The sequence below is a fragment of the Halothermothrix orenii H 168 genome (assembly GCF_000020485.1).
Lineage (GTDB): Bacteria > Bacillota > Halanaerobiia > Halanaerobiales > Halothermotrichaceae > Halothermothrix > Halothermothrix orenii.
In genome coordinates, this window is the sequence record NC_011899.1 from 549592 (window position 1) to 569088 (window position 19497).

Genomic DNA, 19497 nt, shown 5'->3' on the forward strand with positions numbered 1-19497 from the left:
AATGAAATTACCTGATCTGGCAATAAAAAGACCGGTTACAACAACAATGATAGTTTTACTTGCAGTCCTGCTGGGTTTTATCTCCCTGACAAGGGTAAACCTTGATCTTTTTCCCGATATGTCTTTTCCCATTGCTGCAGTTATAACAGAATATGAAGGTGCTGGACCTCATGAGGTAGAGAATATGGTTACTAAACCACTGGAGCAGGCCCTTGCTTCTGTGACCAATATTAAAACTGTATCCTCAACGTCGGGTAAGAACCAGTCAACAGTTTTAGTGGAGTTTGACTGGGGGACAGATATGGATAAAGCCACTATGAATATGAGGGAAAAAATAGACCTGATGGAGGATTATTTACCCGATGAGGCCAGTAATCCCCTTATTTTCAAGTTTGATCCCTCGTTGATGCCGGTTATGGAACTTGGGGTTTCCGGTGAAATGGATCTGGCTTCTTTAAAGAAATATATTGATGACAATATCGCACCCCGTCTGGAGAGATTACAGGGGGTTGCTTCAGTTGAATTAATCGGGGGAAAAGAACGGATTATACTGGTATCCCTTGACAGGGATAAGATGAAAAATTATAATGTCGCTTTTACCAGTGTTGTTAATAGTCTTTTAATGGAAAATATAAACCTGTCTGGAGGTTCGGTCAGGAGAGGAAACAGGGAACTCCTTGTCAGGACTACCGGTAAGTTTAAATCCCTTGATGACATTAAAAATATTCTTATTCCTACTTCCAGTGGGAGTGTTCCTTTGAAGGATATAGCCACTGTTAAAGATACCTTCAAAAAGGTCGATAGTAAAGCCAGAATGAATAAAGAACCGGGTGTGGTTTTATTAATTCAAAAACAGACAGATGCCAATACGGTAAAGGTGTCCAGCAGAATAAAAAAGGAATTAGCATCCCTGAAGGAAGAAACCAATGGTAGTCTAACCATAATTCCAATTATGGATCAGGCAGATTATATCGAGAGGTCTATCGGTAATGTGGGATTAAATGCTATAATTGGTGGGATACTGGCGGTGTTAATACTATTCTATTTCTTAAGGAATTTTAGCAGTACTTTAATCATTGCCACTGCTATTCCGGTTTCAGTAATTACCACCTTTTTGTTGATTTACTTTGGGGGTTTAACCCTGAATATGATGACCCTGGGTGGTCTGGCCCTTGGTATCGGTATGCTTGTAGATAATGCCATTGTAGTCCTGGAGAATATATTCAGATATCACCAGGCAGGCCTGGGAAAGGTTAAAGCAGCCAGCCGGGGGAGTACTGAAGTAGGTATGGCCATTACTGCTTCAACCCTGACGACGATTATAGTCTTTTTGCCGATTGTTTATGTAGAGGGGATAGCTTCCCAGTTGTTTAAGGAACTGGCCCTGACTGTAACCTTTTCCTTACTGGCTTCCCTGGCAGTAGCTTTAACCCTGATTCCTATGTTATCATCAAAGATTATAGCATCAGCAAACAACAAAGAAGTATCACGGTTTGAAAAATTCCTTGAAAAAACCAGAGATAAATACCGGGATATGTTAAGGTGGTGCCTGGGGAATAAAAAGAAAGTAGTTCTGGGATTGGTCATTGTCTTTGTGGCCAGTCTAACCTTAATTCCCCTGATCGGGGCCGAATTTATTCCGGAGATGGATCAGGGACAGTTTACCATTACGGCAGAATTACCTCTGGGGACCAGCCTGGACATAACAGATAAGGTTTCAGCAAGAATTGAAGAAGAAGTATTGAAAATTCCTGAAGTCAAGACAATTCTGGCCAGTATAGGAACATCCGGGCAGATGATCACAAGCCCCAGTCCAGAAACTACCTCTATTTATGTCCAGCTAAAGGACCTTTCAAGACGGGAACGCTCTACATCAGAGGTTATGGAGGAATTAAGGGAAAAGCTTGTTTACCCCGGGGTTGATATTAAAATTGAAGCTCTGGATTATATGGCTGCTGGAATGGGTAATAAACCAATATCCATTATGGTTAAGGGTGATGACTTAAACCAGCTTGAAAGACTGGTGAAGCAAATAAAAGAGCAGATGAAGACGGTTCCTGGTGTCAGGGAAATAGAGGATAGTATTACCCGGGGTCGGCCAGAACTCCATATTAATGTAGACCGGGTTCTGGCAGCCCGTTACGGACTACGGGTAAGTCAAGTGGCAACTGCTGTAAAGACTGCAGTTGATGGAAGAACTGTGACCCGGTATGAAGTCGGGGGAGAAGAATTTGATATCAGGGTTAAATTAAAGGATGATGAACTGACAACACCGGAGGAATTAGAAGATTTATTAATTACCTCTTCTGCTGGTTTTAAGGTTCCCCTTAAAGATATAGCCAGTCTGGATATTGAAAAGGGACCTGTTGAAATATTACGGGATGATCAGGTCCGGTATGCCAGTATAACTGCCTCCCTTTTTGGGGTTGATCTGGGTACAACAATGGAAAGAATCCAGAAAAAAATCTCTAATAATGTCAGGTTGCCTGACGGTTATGAAATAGAGTATGGTGGTCAGTTTAAAGAGATGATGAGTTCTTTTGATAGCCTTGCATTTGCTTTTATTCTGGCAGTCGTTTTAGTATATATGGTTCTGGCAGCCCAGTTTGAATCATTTTTATATCCCCTGGTTATAATGTTTACCGTACCCATGTCTATAATCGGGGTAGTGCTTGGACTATTTATAACCCGGAATCATATTTCTGTACCAGCTATAATCGGGGTTATCATGCTGGCTGGAATTGTTGTCAATAACGCTATAGTTCTTGTTGATTATATCAATACCCTGAGGAAGAGAGGGCACTCCCTCAAAGAAGCGATACTGGAAGCAGGACCCGTCAGGTTAAGGCCGGTCTTAATGACAGCTTCAACTACTATCTTAGGATTATTACCACTGGCCCTGGGAATTGGAGAAGGTACTGAAGTTCAGGAACCCATGGCAGTAGTGGTTATTGGGGGTCTTGCTGTATCCACAATTTTAACCCTGTTTATCGTTCCGGTACTCTATTCAGTATTTACTGTGGAAAAAGAAGCATAATTGTGGCCCTATCCTGTTACTTGTTACAGGATAGGGCTTTTTTTTATTTTAATTGCATTTTTAAATATATTGTGGTATCATACTTTAAAAGGAGAACTAATTAGTTAAATTATAAATTTAAATGATATTCATTCTCATTTACAGGGAGTGGTTAAAGTTGTCGACAAAGAAAGTATCCTTGAATAAGTTAAAACAGGGAGAAACAGGAACAGTTGTCCGGTTAATTGGAGGACATAGTTTTAAATCAAAACTGGACGCTCTGGGGATTAGAGAAGGGAAAAAGATAACCAAAATTGGTGGAATGATTATGAAGGGGCCGGTGACAGTTAAGGTAGGAAATACCAGGATTGCTATCGGAAATGGTATGGCTGATAAGATTATTGTTGAGATTCCTGAATAATAAAGACAATGAAATAAGTCAGGATGGAGGAAGCAGATATGAATGTACTATTAGTAGGTAATCCCAATGTTGGGAAAAGCATAATTTTTTCCAGGTTAACTGGAACCAGGGTGACATCATCAAATTATCCCAATACCACGGTTGAATTTACTGAAGGTTACATTAAATGGCAGGAAAAGATGGTTAAGATAATTGATGTTCCTGGAACTTATTCCCTTAAACCCAACAACAGGGCTGAAGAAGTAGCAGTGGACATGCTTGAAAAAGGTGATTTGATAATCAATGTAGTTGATGCCACAAACCTGGAAAGAAACTTAAACCTGACATTACAGCTGCTCGAAAGGGATATTCCAGTTATAGTTGCCTTAAATCTGTTTGAAGAGGCCCGACACAAGGGTATAACAATAGATGTTGATAAACTGCAAAAACTACTCGGGGTTCCGGTTATCCCCACTGAAGCCATCAAAGGAAATGGAATTCGTGATTTAATAAAATACTTTGATTACCGGGAAGTGTCGCAAAGAACCCCCCTTACAAAAGGGGAACGCTGGAAGGAGATTGGAAGGATAGTAGAACAGGTTCAACAGATCCACCATCGTCATCATACCTGGCTTGATTGGTTTGATGAACTATCAATTAGACCCTTAAGTGGGATTCCAATAGCTTTTATAATTTTGTCAGTTTTATTTTTTATTATAAGGTTTATTGGTGAAGGATTGATAACTTATGTTACTGAACCATTTTTTGAAATTATATATAAACCGGTAGTGATTTACATTGGTAATTTACTTAATGAAGGTAGTTTTTTATATAATATCCTGATAGGACAGACAATAAATGGGCAAATAGATTTTGAACAGTCTTTTGGGCTGTTGACGACAGCCCTGTTTATTCCCCTGGGGGCTGTTTTACCCTATATTGTATCTTTTTATCTGGTACTCGGTTTATTAGAGGATTCCGGTTATTTACCCCGTCTGGCAGTTCTTACTGATAATGTTATGCACCGGGTCGGTTTGCACGGTTTTTCGGTTATTCCCATGGTGCTTGCCTTTGGCTGTAATGTCCCTGCTGCCCTTGCTATCCGTTCCCTTGAAAGCAGACGGGAAAAATTTATTACAGCAACACTGATGAGTATTGCTATTCCCTGTATGTCCCAGAATGCCATGATAGTTAGCCTTCTGGGCAGGTACGGGAACAGGTATATATTTACAGTATTCGGGATGTTATTTATTGTCTGGATGATGGTTGGTTTAATATTAAATAAAATAACGCCAGGGTTCAGTACGGATTTATTACTGGAGATACCCCCTCTGAGAATGCCGGGACCGGCAACTACACTTAAAAAGTTGTGGATGCGTTTTATTAGCTTTTTAAGGGAGGCTGTTCCTTATGTTCTGTTAGGGGTTTTTCTGGTAAATATCCTGTACTTTTCCAGGGGTTTTGAAATAATAACTGGATTGTTTGGGGGATTATTTAATACCATATTTGGTGTCCCTGACGAGGCGGTTATAGCCCTCCTGCTGGGTTTTTTAAGAAAGGATCTGGCTGTTGGAATGCTGATCCCCCTTGGTCTTTCTGTTAAACAGCTGGTTATTGCCAGTACTGTTTTAGTTATTTATTTTCCCTGTGCTGCAACCTTTTTTGTCCTGATCAGGGAACTGGGAATTATTGATATGCTTAAGTCAAGCATGATTATGATATTTACTACTTTAGTTGTCGGAGGCTTTTTAAACCTGTTTTATCATAATGGTGGAATTTCAATAACAGGCTGGTCTTTAATTTTAATAACATTTTTCCTTATTTACAGGTATTTACCTCAATCGGGAGGTAATAATATTAAAGAGGATAGTTTTAAAGGATAAGGAAGGGAGTCAGGTATGGAGTTTAAACCAGAGATAATCTATTCACAATCATTTAATCCCTGGTATAATCTGGCCCTTGAGGAATATCTCCTAAATGGGGTTAGTGACAATGAGGTCATTCTTTACCTCTGGCAGAATGATAATACGGTTGTAGTTGGCCGTAATCAGAATGCCTGGAAGGAATGTCGTTGTAAACTATTAGAAGAAGAGGGGGGTAAACTGGCCCGCCGGCTGTCCGGTGGTGGGGCTGTTTATCATGACCTGGGGAATTTAAATTTTACATTTTTAATGAAAGACAGCTTATATGACCTTAAACACCAGTTAAATGTTATCTTAAATGCAGTCAAGATGGCCGGTATTGAGGCAGAATTTTCGGGCCGGAATGACCTCGTTGTTCAGGGGAAGAAATTTTCAGGTAATGCTTTTTATAAAGCTAAAGGCTCTTCATATCACCATGGTACAATTCTGGTAAATTCTGATTTTAGTAAACTGATGAGGTATCTTCAGGTTTCCAGTGACAAGATAAGATCCAAAGGAGTTGATTCTGTAAGGGCCCGGGTAATTAATCTAAAGGAAGTAAACCCCGATATAAATATTGAAAAAATGAAAAAATTAATGGAAGAAAGTTTTATAAAGGCCTATGGTGACAATATAGAAACCAGTCCGGAGGAGATAAACCCTGAAAAGCTACCAGAACTGGATAAGTTATACCAGAAGTATTCTTCCTGGGAATGGAGGTATGGAAGAACCCCGGAATTTGATATAAAATTGGTCAACAGGTTTGACTGGGGAGGTATTGAACTGAACCTTGCCCTTAAAAATGGTGTCATAACGGAGTCAACTATTTATTCAGATGCTATGGAGTCTGACCTTATTCGCAAAATTGCTTCATCACTAAAGGGAGTTCCCTTCAGGTTTGGCGATATAAATAATAGGTTAACAGGACTAAAGGAAGAAGAAGGAAAAAATATTATTGATGATTTATTAACATGGCTTAAAAATAAGATTAGTTAAGCAGGCAGGACTAATATTGGTTAAACAGGCAGGATTGTTAATACCCTGCCTGTTTTTTTACAGCAGGTTGTTTTAAAAGTTTAAAAAGTTCCGGGTATATAGGTAATCATAAAGGTCGGCATGACGTAATTCATCTGTTATTATTTCAAAGAGTTTATCCCGGTGCTCCCGGGTTCTAAGTCCATAATAAATCTGTCGGTATTTGGCTGCTGTTTCTATTTCTCCAAGTTTGGCTTCTTCAATTCCGGCCAGATAGTTTTCTGGTTCTTCAAATTCATCATCACCCAGGGGAACGGGATTTCTACCGGTTATATCCCTGTAAATCTGACGGAAAAGTTCATAATGCCTTAATTCATCCTCCCTGATCCCGGAAATAATCGCCCTTTCCTTTTCATTGGGGGCAGCATTTAATAGGTATCGATAAAATCTCCTGTCAGTGGTTTCTCCGGCAACAGCCCGACTGATTAATTCCAGGGTTATTTCCAGAGGGGGGTTAAAGACCTGTTGTGGTTCAAAGTTACTATTCATGGTGTCACCTCCTAAAAATAGTAGAAAATATATTTAAAATAATATTTTATAATAGTATACTGTTAATAGGTGTTATTTGTTCAAAGGGAGGGATACAATATGGATAAAACTATTGTAGAAAAGGCTGCCCGGATTAATTTGATAATCACAGATGTTGATGGAGTTTTAACCGATGGGAGGATTGTTCTCGGTAACAATGGTGAAGAATTTAAATTTTTTCATGTTCAGGATGGACAGGGTATAAAAAGGGCCCAGAAGGCCGGGCTTAAAGTTGCCATTATTACCGGAAGGATATCTAAAGCTGTAGACAGGCGGGCCAAGGAGCTTAACATCGGTGAGGTTTATCAGGGAGTAAATGATAAATTAATTATTTATAAAAAGCTGTGTAACAAATATAACTTAAAGAATGAAGAGGTTGCTTACATAGGCGATGATATTGCGGACCTGGATGTCTTAAAAGAAGTCGGTTTTGCCTGTTCAGTGAAAAATGGGGTCAGTGCAGTAAAAGAAATGGTAGATTATGTTACTGACAGGGAAGGGGGCCGCGGGGCTGTCCGTGAAGTTATTGACCTTATCCTGGAAGCCAGATCAAATCCTGTCTGAGTTTTATAACTGGTTTCAGGATGGTCGTTTAAAGATGGCTATGGATTAAGACGGCCACGGGCTGTATTACAGTAATCAGGTGAGATATCAATCCCCAGATAATTCCTTTTAAGTCTGTGGGCGACTGCTGTAGTGGTTCCTGTTCCGTTAAAGGGATCGAGGATAACGTCACCCTTATAACTGAATAACTTCAGGACTCTATAAACCAGTTCCTCGGGGAATACTGCCGGGTGCTGGTATTTTTTCATATTACGGACCGGGGCAATCGACCACCTGGCCGAAACCCATTCTTTAAATTCCTCTCCTGTAATATCAATATTTTTTTTATCTCCTTTTTTCTTTAAACTACCCTTTGCAAAGATCTCTAAAAACTCCCAGGTGTATTTTAAATAAGGACTTGAGGGGCTTTTCCAGCTACCCCAGGCTGTATATTTGCAGTTGTAGTTATTTTTTTCCCAGAGGATTTCTCCCTTCCAGATCATCTTATTTTTTATAAAAAAGTTGCTGATCAGGTGGTGGGTGGGGATATAATCTGAAAAGAGGGGCTGGACGTTGATGATTATCCGGCCGCCATATTTGAGAATTCTGATACATTCCTTAAAAATGGAAAACAACTTACTAAAATAACTTTTCCAGTAATAGCCATCCCGTGAATCTTTGTAATCAAGTCCAAAGTTATATGGCGGGGAAGTAAGAATGAGATCTATACTGTTATCAGGTATTTCTTTAAGTATTTGTTCACTGTCACCACAGATAATTTTATTTATATATTTTTCAGGTAATGGTTGATTAATGACATTAAAATTATGATTTCTGGCATAAAAATATTTTTGCCTGTTTCTTTCCTTTTTCTTTCTGTTTTTAACTTTTTTTTCTCTGTTATAGTCTACATAAACCCTTTTGTTATTTTCAATGACATAGCTTTTTATATTTTTTATAGTACGGTATATTTTGAGAAGAAAAGGACTGGTATCGTTTATTTCTTTAATTAACCGACCCAGCTTTTTCATGTCGAGTTTTTTTAAATAAATCTTTACGGAGCCGGGATTTACCTCAATGTAGAAGTTATCCTGGTTAAAGAATTTATTTATATAGTCAATGGCTTTAATTTCTGAAGAGTGCAAATTAGATTTATGTTTTAACCTGATTATTTTATAATTGTTAATATTATTGTCATTACAGGTACTACTGTCATTCATTGTTTTTCCCCCCGCTATCTTCCTTCCCATTTAATTTATCTTCAGGTATTATTTCATCTGAGAACTCAGTCAATACATTTTTATGTGATAAGTTTAAGTTAATTCCGGTAAAAAACTGTCGGGCCTTCTCAGGCTCTTTTATTATATATATTCCTGTATATACGGAAACAAGAATCAGCCCGGCATATAATCCTGAGCCCTGCCCCGGGATTAAAGGCATGCTTAGTATGATTAATAAAAGTCCTATCGAGGAGGTAATAGTAGTGTAAGGGTAAGCGGGTACACGGCATTTACCTTCATCGGGACATCCGTATATTTTCCTGAATTTATAGTGGGTAGCCAGAATAACCAGGTAGACAAAGAGGAAGGCAAATCCACCCGAACTGACAAGAAAGAGGTAAATCCTCCGGGGCAGAATAAAACCTAAAACCAGGGCTGTTAGCATAGAAAGCCCGGAAAAGATAATCCCACGGTAAGGGATATCACCCTTATCCCTTAAAAAACCAGGGGCATGGCCTTCATCGGCCAGTGAACGAAGCATCCTTGCAATACCGAAGGTAGCAGCTAACATAGTTGATAAAATAGCTGTTATGAGGACGATATTTATAACATCACCGGCCCATCCCAGGCCACTTCTTGTCAGGGCTGCGACCAGGGGGCTTACTTCTTCCGATAACCGGGCAGTGGGAATAAGGGGGAGCAAAAAGATTATGGCCAGGGTATATAAACCGACCAGTCCTGCTACGGTATATGTTATCGCCCTGGGAATTGTTTTATGGGGATTTATGGTCTCACTGGAAGCAAGTCCAATAATTTCAAATCTAGCATAGGTAAATATGACTATGAGCATACTACCAGCAATTCCGGCCAGCCCCCGGGGAAACAGGGGTTCATTGAGTAATTCTCCGGCCCCGATGGGGGAACGGCCGGGTAATAAACCGGCAACCAGAAATAAGGCCAGGACAATGAAACCGACAATAGCCAGCAACTTAACAACAGCGAGGCCACTTTCCAGGGTGCTCAGTTTTTCAACTCCGAGTAAATTTATAATGGTAACTGCGATAATAGTTACTGCTCCTAAAGCAGGGAGGGATACCTGGGGAAACCATTTTTTTAAAAAAGCCGAAACAGCAATGGCTTCGCTGGACATGGCCAGAACGAGACCTGTCCAGTATAACCAGCCTACTACAAACCCAGCCATGGGTCCATACATATTCTCACAGTAGTTTCGGAAGGAACCGGCTGTGGGATCACTGGTAGTCATTTCAGACAGGGAATATAAAATTACATAGACCAGGGCGCCACCCAGAAGGTAGGAGATTATGATTGAGGGTCCTGCATTTTTAATGGCAATAGCTGACCCCAGAAAAAAGGAGCCCCCGACTACTGTTCCCAGAGCAAGCAGGGTTAGCCGGGAAGATGTTAGTCCGTGTTTATTTTCGGGCATAGTTTGTATCCTCCTCTATAATTAAAGGGCTATATAATAAAGGGGCTATTAGTATTATTTAAGATATTGACAATTTTATTCAAAATAATTTAAGACTGGTTCAGGGACCTTTCATATTTGATTTTTAGTGATGTTATTTACTTATAATATAAATATAATCTAAATTTTTCATGTTATAATTTATGTTTGTAAATTCAATAATGAATTAAGCCCATTAATAGAGTTTATAATAAGACGGGGTGATAGACGTGTTAAAAGGTAATGAAATAAAGGGAGTAGATGTAAAGACAAATGATGGAGAGACCACGGGGGGAGGTTTACTACCTTTCAGATTGCGGCAACCTATATCGGGACAGTGGTCGGAGCCGGTTTTGCTTCAGGTCAGGAGGTCCTTCAGTTTTTTGGTTTTTATGGTCTCGGGGGATTTGGCGGCCTGGTTTTAACGATTATGTTATTTGTTATTTATGGATATATCATCTTAAGCCTGGGCAGGGAATACAGGGCCCGTTCTCATCTTGAGGTGATTCGTTATGCCGGGGGCCGGTGGTTGAGTAAAGTTATTGATGGGGTTATTACTTTTTTTCTCTTTGGTGCTTTAACAGCAATGGTGGCCGGGTCAGGGGCTATTTTCCTGGAGCAGTTTGGTATTCCTTCCCTGTGGGGGAATATTGCTATGATCGGAGCCTCAATACTGACAACTTTATTCGGAATTGGCGGAGTTATTTCTGCCATTAGTTTTGTAGTTCCCCTGCTTTTAACAGGTGTTTTTCTGGCTACCATAGCATCAGTTATAGGGGCTTTACCGGTAAACATAGCTGACCTCCATCAGGCTCTTCCGGGGAGGGCTCCGGTGCCACACTGGGCTTTATCCTCAGTTGTTTATGCATCCTATAATATTGTACTTGCTGTAGCAGTTCTGGCTCCCCTCGGGAGCAGGGTAAATGATAAGAGAAAGCTAAAGTATGGTGCTATTTTTGGTGGAGTGGGTTTAGGACTGGGGGCCATGTTTATCCTTTTAGCGATACTGCTTAATATACCCCGGGTATTGGAATATGAGATTCCCATGATTTATGTAGCCGGTAATTTTGCTCCCTGGTTTCAGCTCGTTTACAGTGGTATCTTACTGGCAGAGATTTATACTACTGCGGTAGGTAACCTTTATGGTTTTGTAGCCCGCCTTACCGATCCAGAAGGTAAGAAATACCGGACATACATTATTTTAACCGGGGTTGCTGCATTTATAACCAGTCAGCTTGGTTTTTCCAACCTGGTACGCTACCTCTACCCGGCAGTAGGTTATGCTGGTTTACTCCTGCTGGGAGGTTTAACACTGGGGATGTACCGGCGGGTCCGGAACAGATAAGTTTGGTGGGAAAATAATCAAAATTTTATAGTTTAAACTTTTTTTATCAAAAAAATATCTTACTATCAAAAATATTTTACTATACAAATAATATAGTAGTTATTATGAGAGAAAATCAAAAATACGGGGGCCCGGGCCCCCGTATTTGTATGGACTTTTAGAATTGTGTTTATTATTATAAACCGTAGTTGCTTTTTTAAAAAAGTGCCAGGAGAGAATTAATATTAACGGTGGTGTAAGGTTACACTTGGCCTTCATTACTGAGGACGGCTTATAAACATCTGGGTAAATATATAACCATACTTATCACTTGGTTTTATACCAACCCCAACATGGGTGAAGTTGGGATTAAGGATATTTCTGCGGTGCCCGCTTGACCTCATAAGTGATTCATGGGCATCATCTACGGAGCGATTGGCAGCAATGTTTTCAGCAGCGTGTAAGTATTCAATCCCAAATCTGTCCATCATATCAAAGGGGCTGCCATAGGTTGGCGAATAATGGCTAAAGTAATTATTGTCAACCATGTCCTGGGATTTTATCCGGGCTACCTCTGTTAATTTCATATGGACTTCCAGGGGCTTAAGGTTATTCTTACGCCGTTCCTGGTTAATAAGATTTACCATTCGTTGTTCCATGGAAGTAAGGCTTTTTGCCGGGGCGACATCGTCTTTGGCTTCAGGAGCGGGTTCTGGTTCGACAATTCGCCGTTGTTTTTCCGGTTCACCGCCATCTCTGACAACAGGAGTGGCATCTGTGGTATTAATACACCCGACCTGGTTATTGTCGAGTCTGACTACATACCAGTTCCCCATTTCCCCCATAACCTTTACTATATCACCTTTATTCAGGGTAGCAATATTGGGGAAGGTGTTACCAGCCCCGGCTTTAACATTAACATTGTCATCTGTAACCCTGCAGTATTCAACTTCACCAATCTGAAATATTGAAGATTCCTGGGTAGGGGACTCATTGGCACAGGAGACAAGTAACACTGCCAGAATTAAAGGAATAAGGATTTTTAATTTTCTCATATTTGATTCCTCCAGTATTTAATATTTTATATAATTCTATTATTTGTAAATTGTAAAAAAATATTAATATAAATCAAGATTACACCAGGTTAACTGAAGTAAATATTGGGTAATATGTATTTAAATGGAAGACTGAGGGTCGCTAAAAATTCCTAATAAACTAAAAAGGCCAGGGAGATGTTAATCTACCTGACCTCGTTTTGAATTACAGATTTCAAACCAGCGACAATTACCACAGATTTTTTTTAAATCCAGTTTTGGCAATAATAAATCAACCCTCTTTTTATATAAACCTGCTGTTATTAGCTGGTGTTCTTCAAAACCAAAATAAGATAATACAGCTTTATCCCTTTCAACCAGTTTTAATTCTTCTGAAGGGGATGAAATTGTACAGGTATATTCATTATGCCAGGGGCAGGCCTGGCATAGGTAGTCACAGGAAGTTGTAAGTAATATCCGTGTTGAAGGCTCTTCAATCTTCTTTAATAATTCATACATTTTTTGAATAAACTCCTTACTATAACCCAGACCCTGAAAAAACTGGACACATAATAAATGGTGTCCCCTTAATTGAACCATATTTACCCCCTTTTATTTCATTTTACCTATTAGTCCTGAAGGCAGAGATTAATCCTTTTTGGGATATCAGTGTTACTATAAAGATTTTAAAAAGATCACCCGGTAAAAAGGGTAGCATTCCGGACACAATTGCTTCGGTTAAAGACATTTTGGTGACAATAATAAGTTGGGTTATCCCGAATAAGTAGACAACCACGATTCCTCCTGTTACTAGAAAGAAAAACTTAACAATATAATTACTGTTATTAAAACTTTCAAAAAGCCTTCCGATGATATAGGCACCAAAGAGAAAACCCCAGATATAGCCACCACTGGGACCAAAAAGGCTACCTATTCCCGAGGATCCTCCTGCAAATACTGGGAGTCCGATTACTCCCAGTAAAATATAAGCAATCTGGCTTAAAAACCCCCGGTAACTCCCAAGCAGCAGGCCGGCTAACATAACACCAAGGGTTTGCCCACTGACAGGTACCGGGCTGAAAGGAAGGGGAAAGGATATATAGGCCAGAATCCCGGTCAGGGCTGCAAAAAAGGCTATCCTGGTTAAATCGTGGATACTGAGTTTATAACCTGACATAATAATCCTCCTATCATTTGCAATATATAGCCGTCCTGATTAATATTATGACTTATATTGATATAATTGTCAACCATAAATTAAAACAGGTTAACAATAAACCATTCTAATGGAATACTTTTTCCCGTATAAGTCTTTTAACCTTTCCGGGCTATTAGAATATATTAATAAAGAATATAGGTGTTTACTTGTATTCGGAGTTAACATTGGTTACTGCATAAAATACTGGAATGCGATGGGCCGGTAGTCTTATTATTTATAAAATAAGAACAATATTTATATAAAATAAGGAGGGATACAGGAAGGATTTGACGAAATAAAATATATACAGAACTTACATAATACTTATGACAGTTTTTTTATATTTACTGTCGTATAAAGTCAATTTACTGGTCGATAAATGTATTTTCAAGGAGAGGAGATATTTATATGGATTCAAAAAAATATAAAGTACTATTAACAGCATTTATTGTAATCGGGATATTATTATTTTTACCTGCCTGCTCACCGGAGCCGGATACGGGGTATAAGTATTATGATATTTACGGATGGGTTACTGAATACAATAGTGGTGATCCAATTAAAGATGCTTTTGTTTACATAGCAGGGCAGACAGCCTATACAGACGAAACAGGATATTATCATATATCTAATATACCTGAAGGAGTTCATACCTGGAGAGTAAGTGCTGATGGTTATCAGGGATATTCAGAAACAATTGAGGTTAGTAGTGATTTGAAGGTTAGTATTAAATTGTTCCCCATTGGTGATGGTAATGTTTCAGGAAAGGTTACTGTTAATAACAATACCGGATATCAGAGGGTAGATGTTAGTACAGCTTCTACCAGTAATAATGGTTCTGCCGTTATATTTAATAAGTCCAGTGATGGAATACAATATAAAGAAAACGAAATTCTGGTGAAATATAAAAATGAAGTATCTACCCTTTCTACAAATAGCCTGGAAAACAATAATGGAGTTCAAATCATGGGAACAAGAGAGCTTCCAGATGGGAAGGTTAAGCATTACAGGATACCTGAAGATAAGACAGTTAGTGAAATGGTAGATTATTATAACAATCTCCCTGAAGTTGAATGGGCCCAGCCCAATTATATCTATCATATCAGTGCCATTCCTGATGATGAATACTATATTTATGAACAGCGGGGGCATATAATAACCAACCTGGAGGCAGCCTGGGATGTGGAAAAAGGTGATAACAGTGTAACAGTGGCTGTAGTCGATTCAGGGATTATTCCCGATCACCCTGACCTTGCAGGCAATTTAGTGCCAGGTCATGATTTTGTCGATGATGATAATGATCCAACTGATAAAACCCCTGAATCTAATTCTGGTAGCCACGGTACCCATGTAGCCGGTATTATTGGAGCCGTTACTAACAATGGTACCGGGGTAGCCGGGGTAAACTGGGATGTTAACATTTTGCCGGTCAGGGTTATGGGAACAGATGGCTCAGGGTTTACAGATGTTATTGCAGATGGAATAAGGTATGCTGTGAATAATAATGTTGATATAATTAATCTAAGTTTGGGTGTAGATCCGTCAAGACTTGAAAACGGAAGTGACCCATATATGGATGATGCAATTAATTATGCAGTAAATAACGGGGTTATTGTAATAGCAGCAGCCGGCAATGGGGGAAGTGATAGCATTGGAGATAGTTATGTGGATTACCCGGCAAACATGGATAGTACAATTGCTGTAGGGGCTGTAGATTTTAATAAAGATATTGCTAGTTTTTCGAACTATGGACAGAATCTGGACCTGGTTGCTCCTGGTGTTGGTATATACAGTACCTGGGGATACTATGATGGGTATAATTATGAGACTATATCTGATTATTATAATATGAGTGGAACATCAATGGCAACCCCCTATGTTAGTGGAATAGCAGCTCTTTTACTCGCCAATGGTGTTCCTTCATATGAAGTAAGGAATCGTTTAACCTCTACAGCTGTTGACCTTGGGGGTACGGGATGGGATCAGTATTATGGATATGGGTTGGTTGACGCCTATGGTGCCCTGCTTGGTAAAAAGTTATCAAAGCCATATGTAATGGCCGCAGAATTTGATGAAACTACAAATACAGTTTACCCCAGGAGTGAGATTGTTCAGGTAAATGATGATGGAACCTATTCTTTACAGAATGTAACACCGGGGGAATGGTATATAATTGCCTACCGGGATGTTGATGATAATGGTTATATAGATGCTGGAGATTACTATGGTGAAACCAGTAATACTTATTCTATTAATACAGATACAAGTTTAAAAGATATAAATGTTAATATGTATTATGTGACTGGATACAATACTTCAACAAGTTTAAAAATTAACGGGATTGCAGAAATTGAAGAGGTAAATAATTAATAATAAATCCAGGGTAATTAATAAGACATAAATCATTAAAACCATTAAGAAAGGAAGGGTATTATGAAAAAAAGGTTTATCAATATATTGGTATTATCACTGGTGCTAGTAGTACTGGCCGGGGGTACTGCCCTGGCAGATATAAATATTGATGGGGACAATGTGGAATTTGATATTTCCCCAGATAGATTGACCGAGGATAGCCTGGTACCCTTAGACCAGTTTAAAGATATGGTACCAATGGAAATTGTGGAAATGGATAATGGGGATAGATTAATTTATTTTGAAGGGGATTATTTTATTATAGAGATTGGTAAGGTAGAGGTTGAAACAAACCGGGGTGTCAGGTATCTGGATACAGAACCTATATATATAAATGGCCACACTCTTGTACCAGTTGAGTTTATAACAGATTTTCTGGGCATTGATATTGAGGATTTTGGAGATCTTCAGCCCCTCCCACCAGTTAAAATCGGGAATAGCTTAAAGGCCAGGTTGATTGTTGGAAAACAGGTTTATAGTAGGAATCAAAGTATTAGAGTGTATATTTTACTAGAAAATGAAGGAAAACACAGAGAGGTATTACAGTTCACATCCGGTAAAAAATATGATGTGTATGTTAAGGATAAATTTGATAGGATTGTCCAGAAGTGGTCTGACAATAAGATGTTTGCCCAGATTATGCAGGAATTAGTCCTTGAACCTGAAGAGAGTGTTTTATATGAACTTAAGCTTAAGTTCAGGGGTTTGTCCGAAGGGACATATTACCTCCAGGGGGTTATTGAGAGTAAAGATAATAAAGTATATACTGATGAGACCAGAATTATTTTAAAATAAGATATAATTATTTTTAAATGTATTTGCTGATATAATGAGCAATTTTTAAAAAGTAAATTTAATTTTAACAAAGGTGCCTCGCCAGAGGCACCTTTGTTGTAGCCATCGGGCTTCCTTTGAGACAAATTATGTAGATGGTCACCGACACTATATTACCGGTTTTGTGGTACCCACCCGTATGAGGAAAAGGAGATAATCCTTTAAATAAACTGATAAGCTTTTTAAATATCAACGGACAGCTTCAGGGCTGTCAATTTGTAATAATATAACGTTATAAAATAGACTTAAATTATTTTATGATTAAAAAATTGAGTTAACAACTATATTTAGGTATAATAAACCACAGAGTGGTTAAATAAAAACTAAGATATAATATGGTAATGGAAACATACCAGTAACATATATGATAAAATAATTAAACCAGGATGGGAGATGAATATGAGTGGAACATAAGAAAAGAGATAAATTCAGTTACATAACCGAAGGGCCAATACTGGGGTCTTTAGTTAAACTGGCTTTACCTATTATGTTAAGCCAGTTGATGCAGACATTATATAACCCGGTAGATACTATCTGGGTTGGCAGGGTAGGAGCCAACGCAGTGGCTGCTATTTCTATAAGTTTTCCGGTGGTAATGCTTATGGTGGCTCTCGGAGCCGGATTAACCATAGCCGGAACCGCATTAATAGCCCAGCATAAAGGAGCCGGTAACCAACAGGAAATAAACAAAATACTGGGTCAGCTTTTTAGTTTTATTGGGTCCTTTTCAGTTATAATTGCCATTGTAGGGTATCTTTTATCCAGAAAAATGGTTGTCTGGATGGGGGCAGATCCTTCAATAGTAAATGATGCTGCTCAATATTTAAAAATAATATTTTCTGGTATTCCCTTTATGTTTGGATTTTTTATCTTTTCTTCAACCCTGAGGGGGATAGGGGATACGCTAACACCCGCAGTTATGATGTTTTCTTCGGTTATTTTAAATATGGTATTAGACCCTCTTTTTATCTTTGGAATCTGGATTTTTCCTGAATTAGGGGTGGGGGGTGCTGCACTGGCAACCATTTTATCCAGGGGAATTGTGGCTATCTGGGCTCTTTTTATGTTGCTTGGAGGTAATAAAGGCCTCAAACTGATAAAAGTTAATATGATTCCTGATTTTAGCATAATAAAAAAGATAATTAAGATAGGAATACCGTCTTCTGTGGAACAATCCATGATATCTCTGGGACAGCTATTTATGACAAAACTGGTTGCTTCTTTTGGGACTATGACGCTGGCTGCTTATGGTATCGTAAACAGGGTTGTAAGCCTACCGGTAATTCTGGCCTTCGGTGTAGCAGCGGCTGCAACTACCATGGTTGGGCAGAATGTGGGGGCTGAAAAAAAGGAGCGAGCTGAGAAAACAGCTCTGGTCAGTAATCTAACCATTTTCATCAGTTTAACGGTAATTGGATTTTTAATGATGGTTAAACCTGCACTGGTTATCAGTGTTTTTAATAAAGCCCCGGAGGTTTTAAAATACGGAAGTGACTATTTGAATATTATCGCCCTTACCTTTGGATTTACTGGAATTATGATTGTCTCCAATGGTATTTTTAAAGGTGCCGGGCGGACAGTCCCGCCAATGGTCATTTCAATTATATCACAATGGGGTTTTAGACTATGGCTTGGCTTTTATCTATCCCGGGACCTGGGCCTGGAGCAGGCTGGTTTATGGTGGGCCATTGCCATAGCCAATATAGGGGGTGCCGTTATAGGTGTTACCTGGTTAAAATTAACTGACTGGAGTACCGGGCGTTATTAAAGATGATAACCTTGAGCTGGAATTGAATGAGGCCTGAGGTTTTTATCTTGTGATTTGTAATTTATGTTAATGTTGTTAAATAAAGGGTAGGGGTGGTAAAATTGAGAATGCGTAACAAACCTCATCTCGAAGAAAAGTTTAAAAAACATCCTCTCGTTATATACAAACTTGAGGACAAAGTTAACTGGGTTAATTTTTTTGGGAATAATCATCCTATCCATCTGGAAATAGGTACTGGCCGGTCTGATTTCATTTTAAAACTGGCCCGGGAAAATCACGATATAAACTTTATTGGGATGGATAAGGTGAAAGAGGCTCTTAATTACCCTGTCAGTAAGGCTAAAGAAGAAGGGCTGCCCAACATTGGCTTTATTTACGGTGATGCCCGGAATTTAAGGGAATATTTTGATGATGATAGGGTATCACGTATTTATCTCAATTTTTCTGACCCCTGGACCAAACGAAAACACATTAAAAGGAGGTTGACCCATAAAGATTTCCTGGAATTGTACAAAAAAATATTGATTGAGGGTGGGGAAATCCATTTAAAAACAGATGACTATAATTTTTTTAAATTTTCCCTGGAGAGTTTGTCCCAGAATGGTTTTCTGTTGAGAAATATTACTTTTGACCTTCATCATAGTAAATTTGCTGAGGATAATATTATGACCGGGTATGAAAAAAGATGGCTTTCCGAAGGTAAGGGGATTTTTCGTTTGGAGGGAGTTTTTAAGACCGAATAGTTAAAAATATTATTAAGAAAATAACACATTGTAAATAATCAAAGATGGTGAAGATTAAGGTTTAATATAATAAAAT

16 protein-coding genes are annotated in these 19497 nt (G+C 38.8%); 10 read left to right on the forward strand and 6 right to left on the reverse strand.

What is annotated here, in order from left to right; genetic code table 11:
• The first annotated feature begins 1 nt into the window (after position 1).
• The 4 genes from HORE_RS02670 (at position 2) to lplA (ending at position 6313) form a co-directional block, all read left to right on the forward strand.
• The gene (locus tag HORE_RS02670; RefSeq protein ID WP_012635451.1) at positions 2–3037 is read left to right on the forward strand and encodes an efflux RND transporter permease subunit; all 3036 of its coding nucleotides are present in this window, start codon (positions 2–4) and stop codon (positions 3035–3037) included.
• A 157-nt stretch (positions 3038–3194) separates the two neighbouring features.
• The gene (locus HORE_RS02675; protein ID WP_012635452.1) at positions 3195–3437 is read left to right on the forward strand and encodes a FeoA family protein; all 243 of its coding nucleotides are present in this window, start codon (positions 3195–3197) and stop codon (positions 3435–3437) included.
• Between the two features lie 38 nt (positions 3438–3475).
• The gene (locus tag HORE_RS02680; RefSeq protein WP_012635453.1) at positions 3476–5299 is read left to right on the forward strand and encodes a ferrous iron transporter B; all 1824 of its coding nucleotides are present in this window, start codon (positions 3476–3478) and stop codon (positions 5297–5299) included.
• 15 nt (positions 5300–5314) lie between these two features.
• On the forward strand, positions 5315–6313 hold the full coding sequence (lplA, locus tag HORE_RS02685) for a lipoate--protein ligase (protein ID WP_012635454.1): 999 nt from the start codon (positions 5315–5317) through the stop codon (positions 6311–6313).
• 72 nt (positions 6314–6385) lie between these two features.
• Here the strand turns inward: lplA and HORE_RS02690 are convergent, their stop codons facing one another.
• A complete protein-coding gene (locus tag HORE_RS02690) occupies positions 6386–6841 on the reverse strand; it encodes a ferritin family protein (RefSeq protein ID WP_012635455.1) in 456 nt (151 codons plus the stop codon).
• Positions 6842–6940: 99 nt separating this feature from the next.
• Between HORE_RS02690 and HORE_RS02695 the strand changes: the two genes are divergently transcribed.
• Positions 6941–7444 (forward strand): KdsC family phosphatase, encoded by a 504-nt coding sequence (locus HORE_RS02695; RefSeq protein WP_012635456.1) that lies wholly within the window; start codon positions 6941–6943, stop codon positions 7442–7444.
• Between the two features lie 38 nt (positions 7445–7482).
• On the opposite strand, the gene HORE_RS02700 is transcribed toward HORE_RS02695, so the two are convergent.
• Entirely contained in the window at positions 7483–8643 is a 1161-nt protein-coding gene (locus HORE_RS02700) for a DNA-methyltransferase (RefSeq protein WP_012635457.1), read from the reverse strand.
• Positions 8636–10090: an amino acid permease gene (locus HORE_RS02705; RefSeq protein ID WP_012635458.1), complete on the reverse strand. Its 1455-nt coding sequence runs from the start codon at positions 10088–10090 to the stop codon at positions 8636–8638. The genes HORE_RS02700 and HORE_RS02705 overlap by 8 nt, the downstream gene beginning before the upstream one ends.
• Before the next feature lie 355 nt (positions 10091–10445).
• On the opposite strand from HORE_RS02705, the gene HORE_RS02710 reads away from it, so the two are divergent.
• Positions 10446–11453: a YkvI family membrane protein gene (locus HORE_RS02710; RefSeq protein ID WP_012635459.1), complete on the forward strand. Its 1008-nt coding sequence runs from the start codon at positions 10446–10448 to the stop codon at positions 11451–11453.
• A 257-nt stretch (positions 11454–11710) separates the two neighbouring features.
• On the opposite strand, the gene HORE_RS02715 is transcribed toward HORE_RS02710, so the two are convergent.
• The 3 genes from HORE_RS02715 to HORE_RS02725 all read right to left on the reverse strand — a co-directional run bounded on the left by HORE_RS02715 (position 11711) and on the right by HORE_RS02725 (position 13643).
• Positions 11711–12487 (reverse strand): CAP domain-containing protein, encoded by a 777-nt coding sequence (locus HORE_RS02715; protein WP_012635460.1) that lies wholly within the window; start codon positions 12485–12487, stop codon positions 11711–11713.
• A gap of 180 nt (positions 12488–12667) precedes the next feature.
• Complete coding sequence (locus HORE_RS02720) at positions 12668–13066, reverse strand: DUF1284 domain-containing protein (RefSeq protein WP_012635461.1); 399 nt, start codon at positions 13064–13066, stop codon at positions 12668–12670.
• 22 nt (positions 13067–13088) lie between these two features.
• Complete coding sequence (locus HORE_RS02725) at positions 13089–13643, reverse strand: biotin transporter BioY (RefSeq protein ID WP_012635462.1); 555 nt, start codon at positions 13641–13643, stop codon at positions 13089–13091.
• A gap of 429 nt (positions 13644–14072) precedes the next feature.
• Between HORE_RS02725 and HORE_RS12325 the strand changes: the two genes are divergently transcribed.
• From HORE_RS12325 to trmB, 4 genes are all read left to right on the forward strand, one after another.
• Positions 14073–16034 carry a S8 family serine peptidase gene (locus HORE_RS12325; protein WP_012635463.1) on the forward strand — a complete coding sequence of 654 codons (1962 nt, stop codon included), beginning with the start codon at positions 14073–14075 and terminating at the stop codon, positions 16032–16034.
• 63 nt (positions 16035–16097) lie between these two features.
• Positions 16098–16871 (forward strand): BsuPI-related putative proteinase inhibitor, encoded by a 774-nt coding sequence (locus HORE_RS02735; protein ID WP_012635464.1) that lies wholly within the window; start codon positions 16098–16100, stop codon positions 16869–16871.
• 442 nt (positions 16872–17313) lie between these two features.
• Positions 17314–18678, forward strand: coding sequence for an MATE family efflux transporter (locus tag HORE_RS02740; protein WP_012635465.1), 1365 nt, complete (start codon positions 17314–17316; stop codon positions 18676–18678).
• A 107-nt stretch (positions 18679–18785) separates the two neighbouring features.
• Positions 18786–19421, forward strand: coding sequence for a tRNA (guanosine(46)-N7)-methyltransferase TrmB (trmB, locus tag HORE_RS02745; RefSeq protein WP_012635466.1), 636 nt, complete (start codon positions 18786–18788; stop codon positions 19419–19421).
• The last annotated feature ends 76 nt before the right edge of the window (positions 19422–19497 follow it).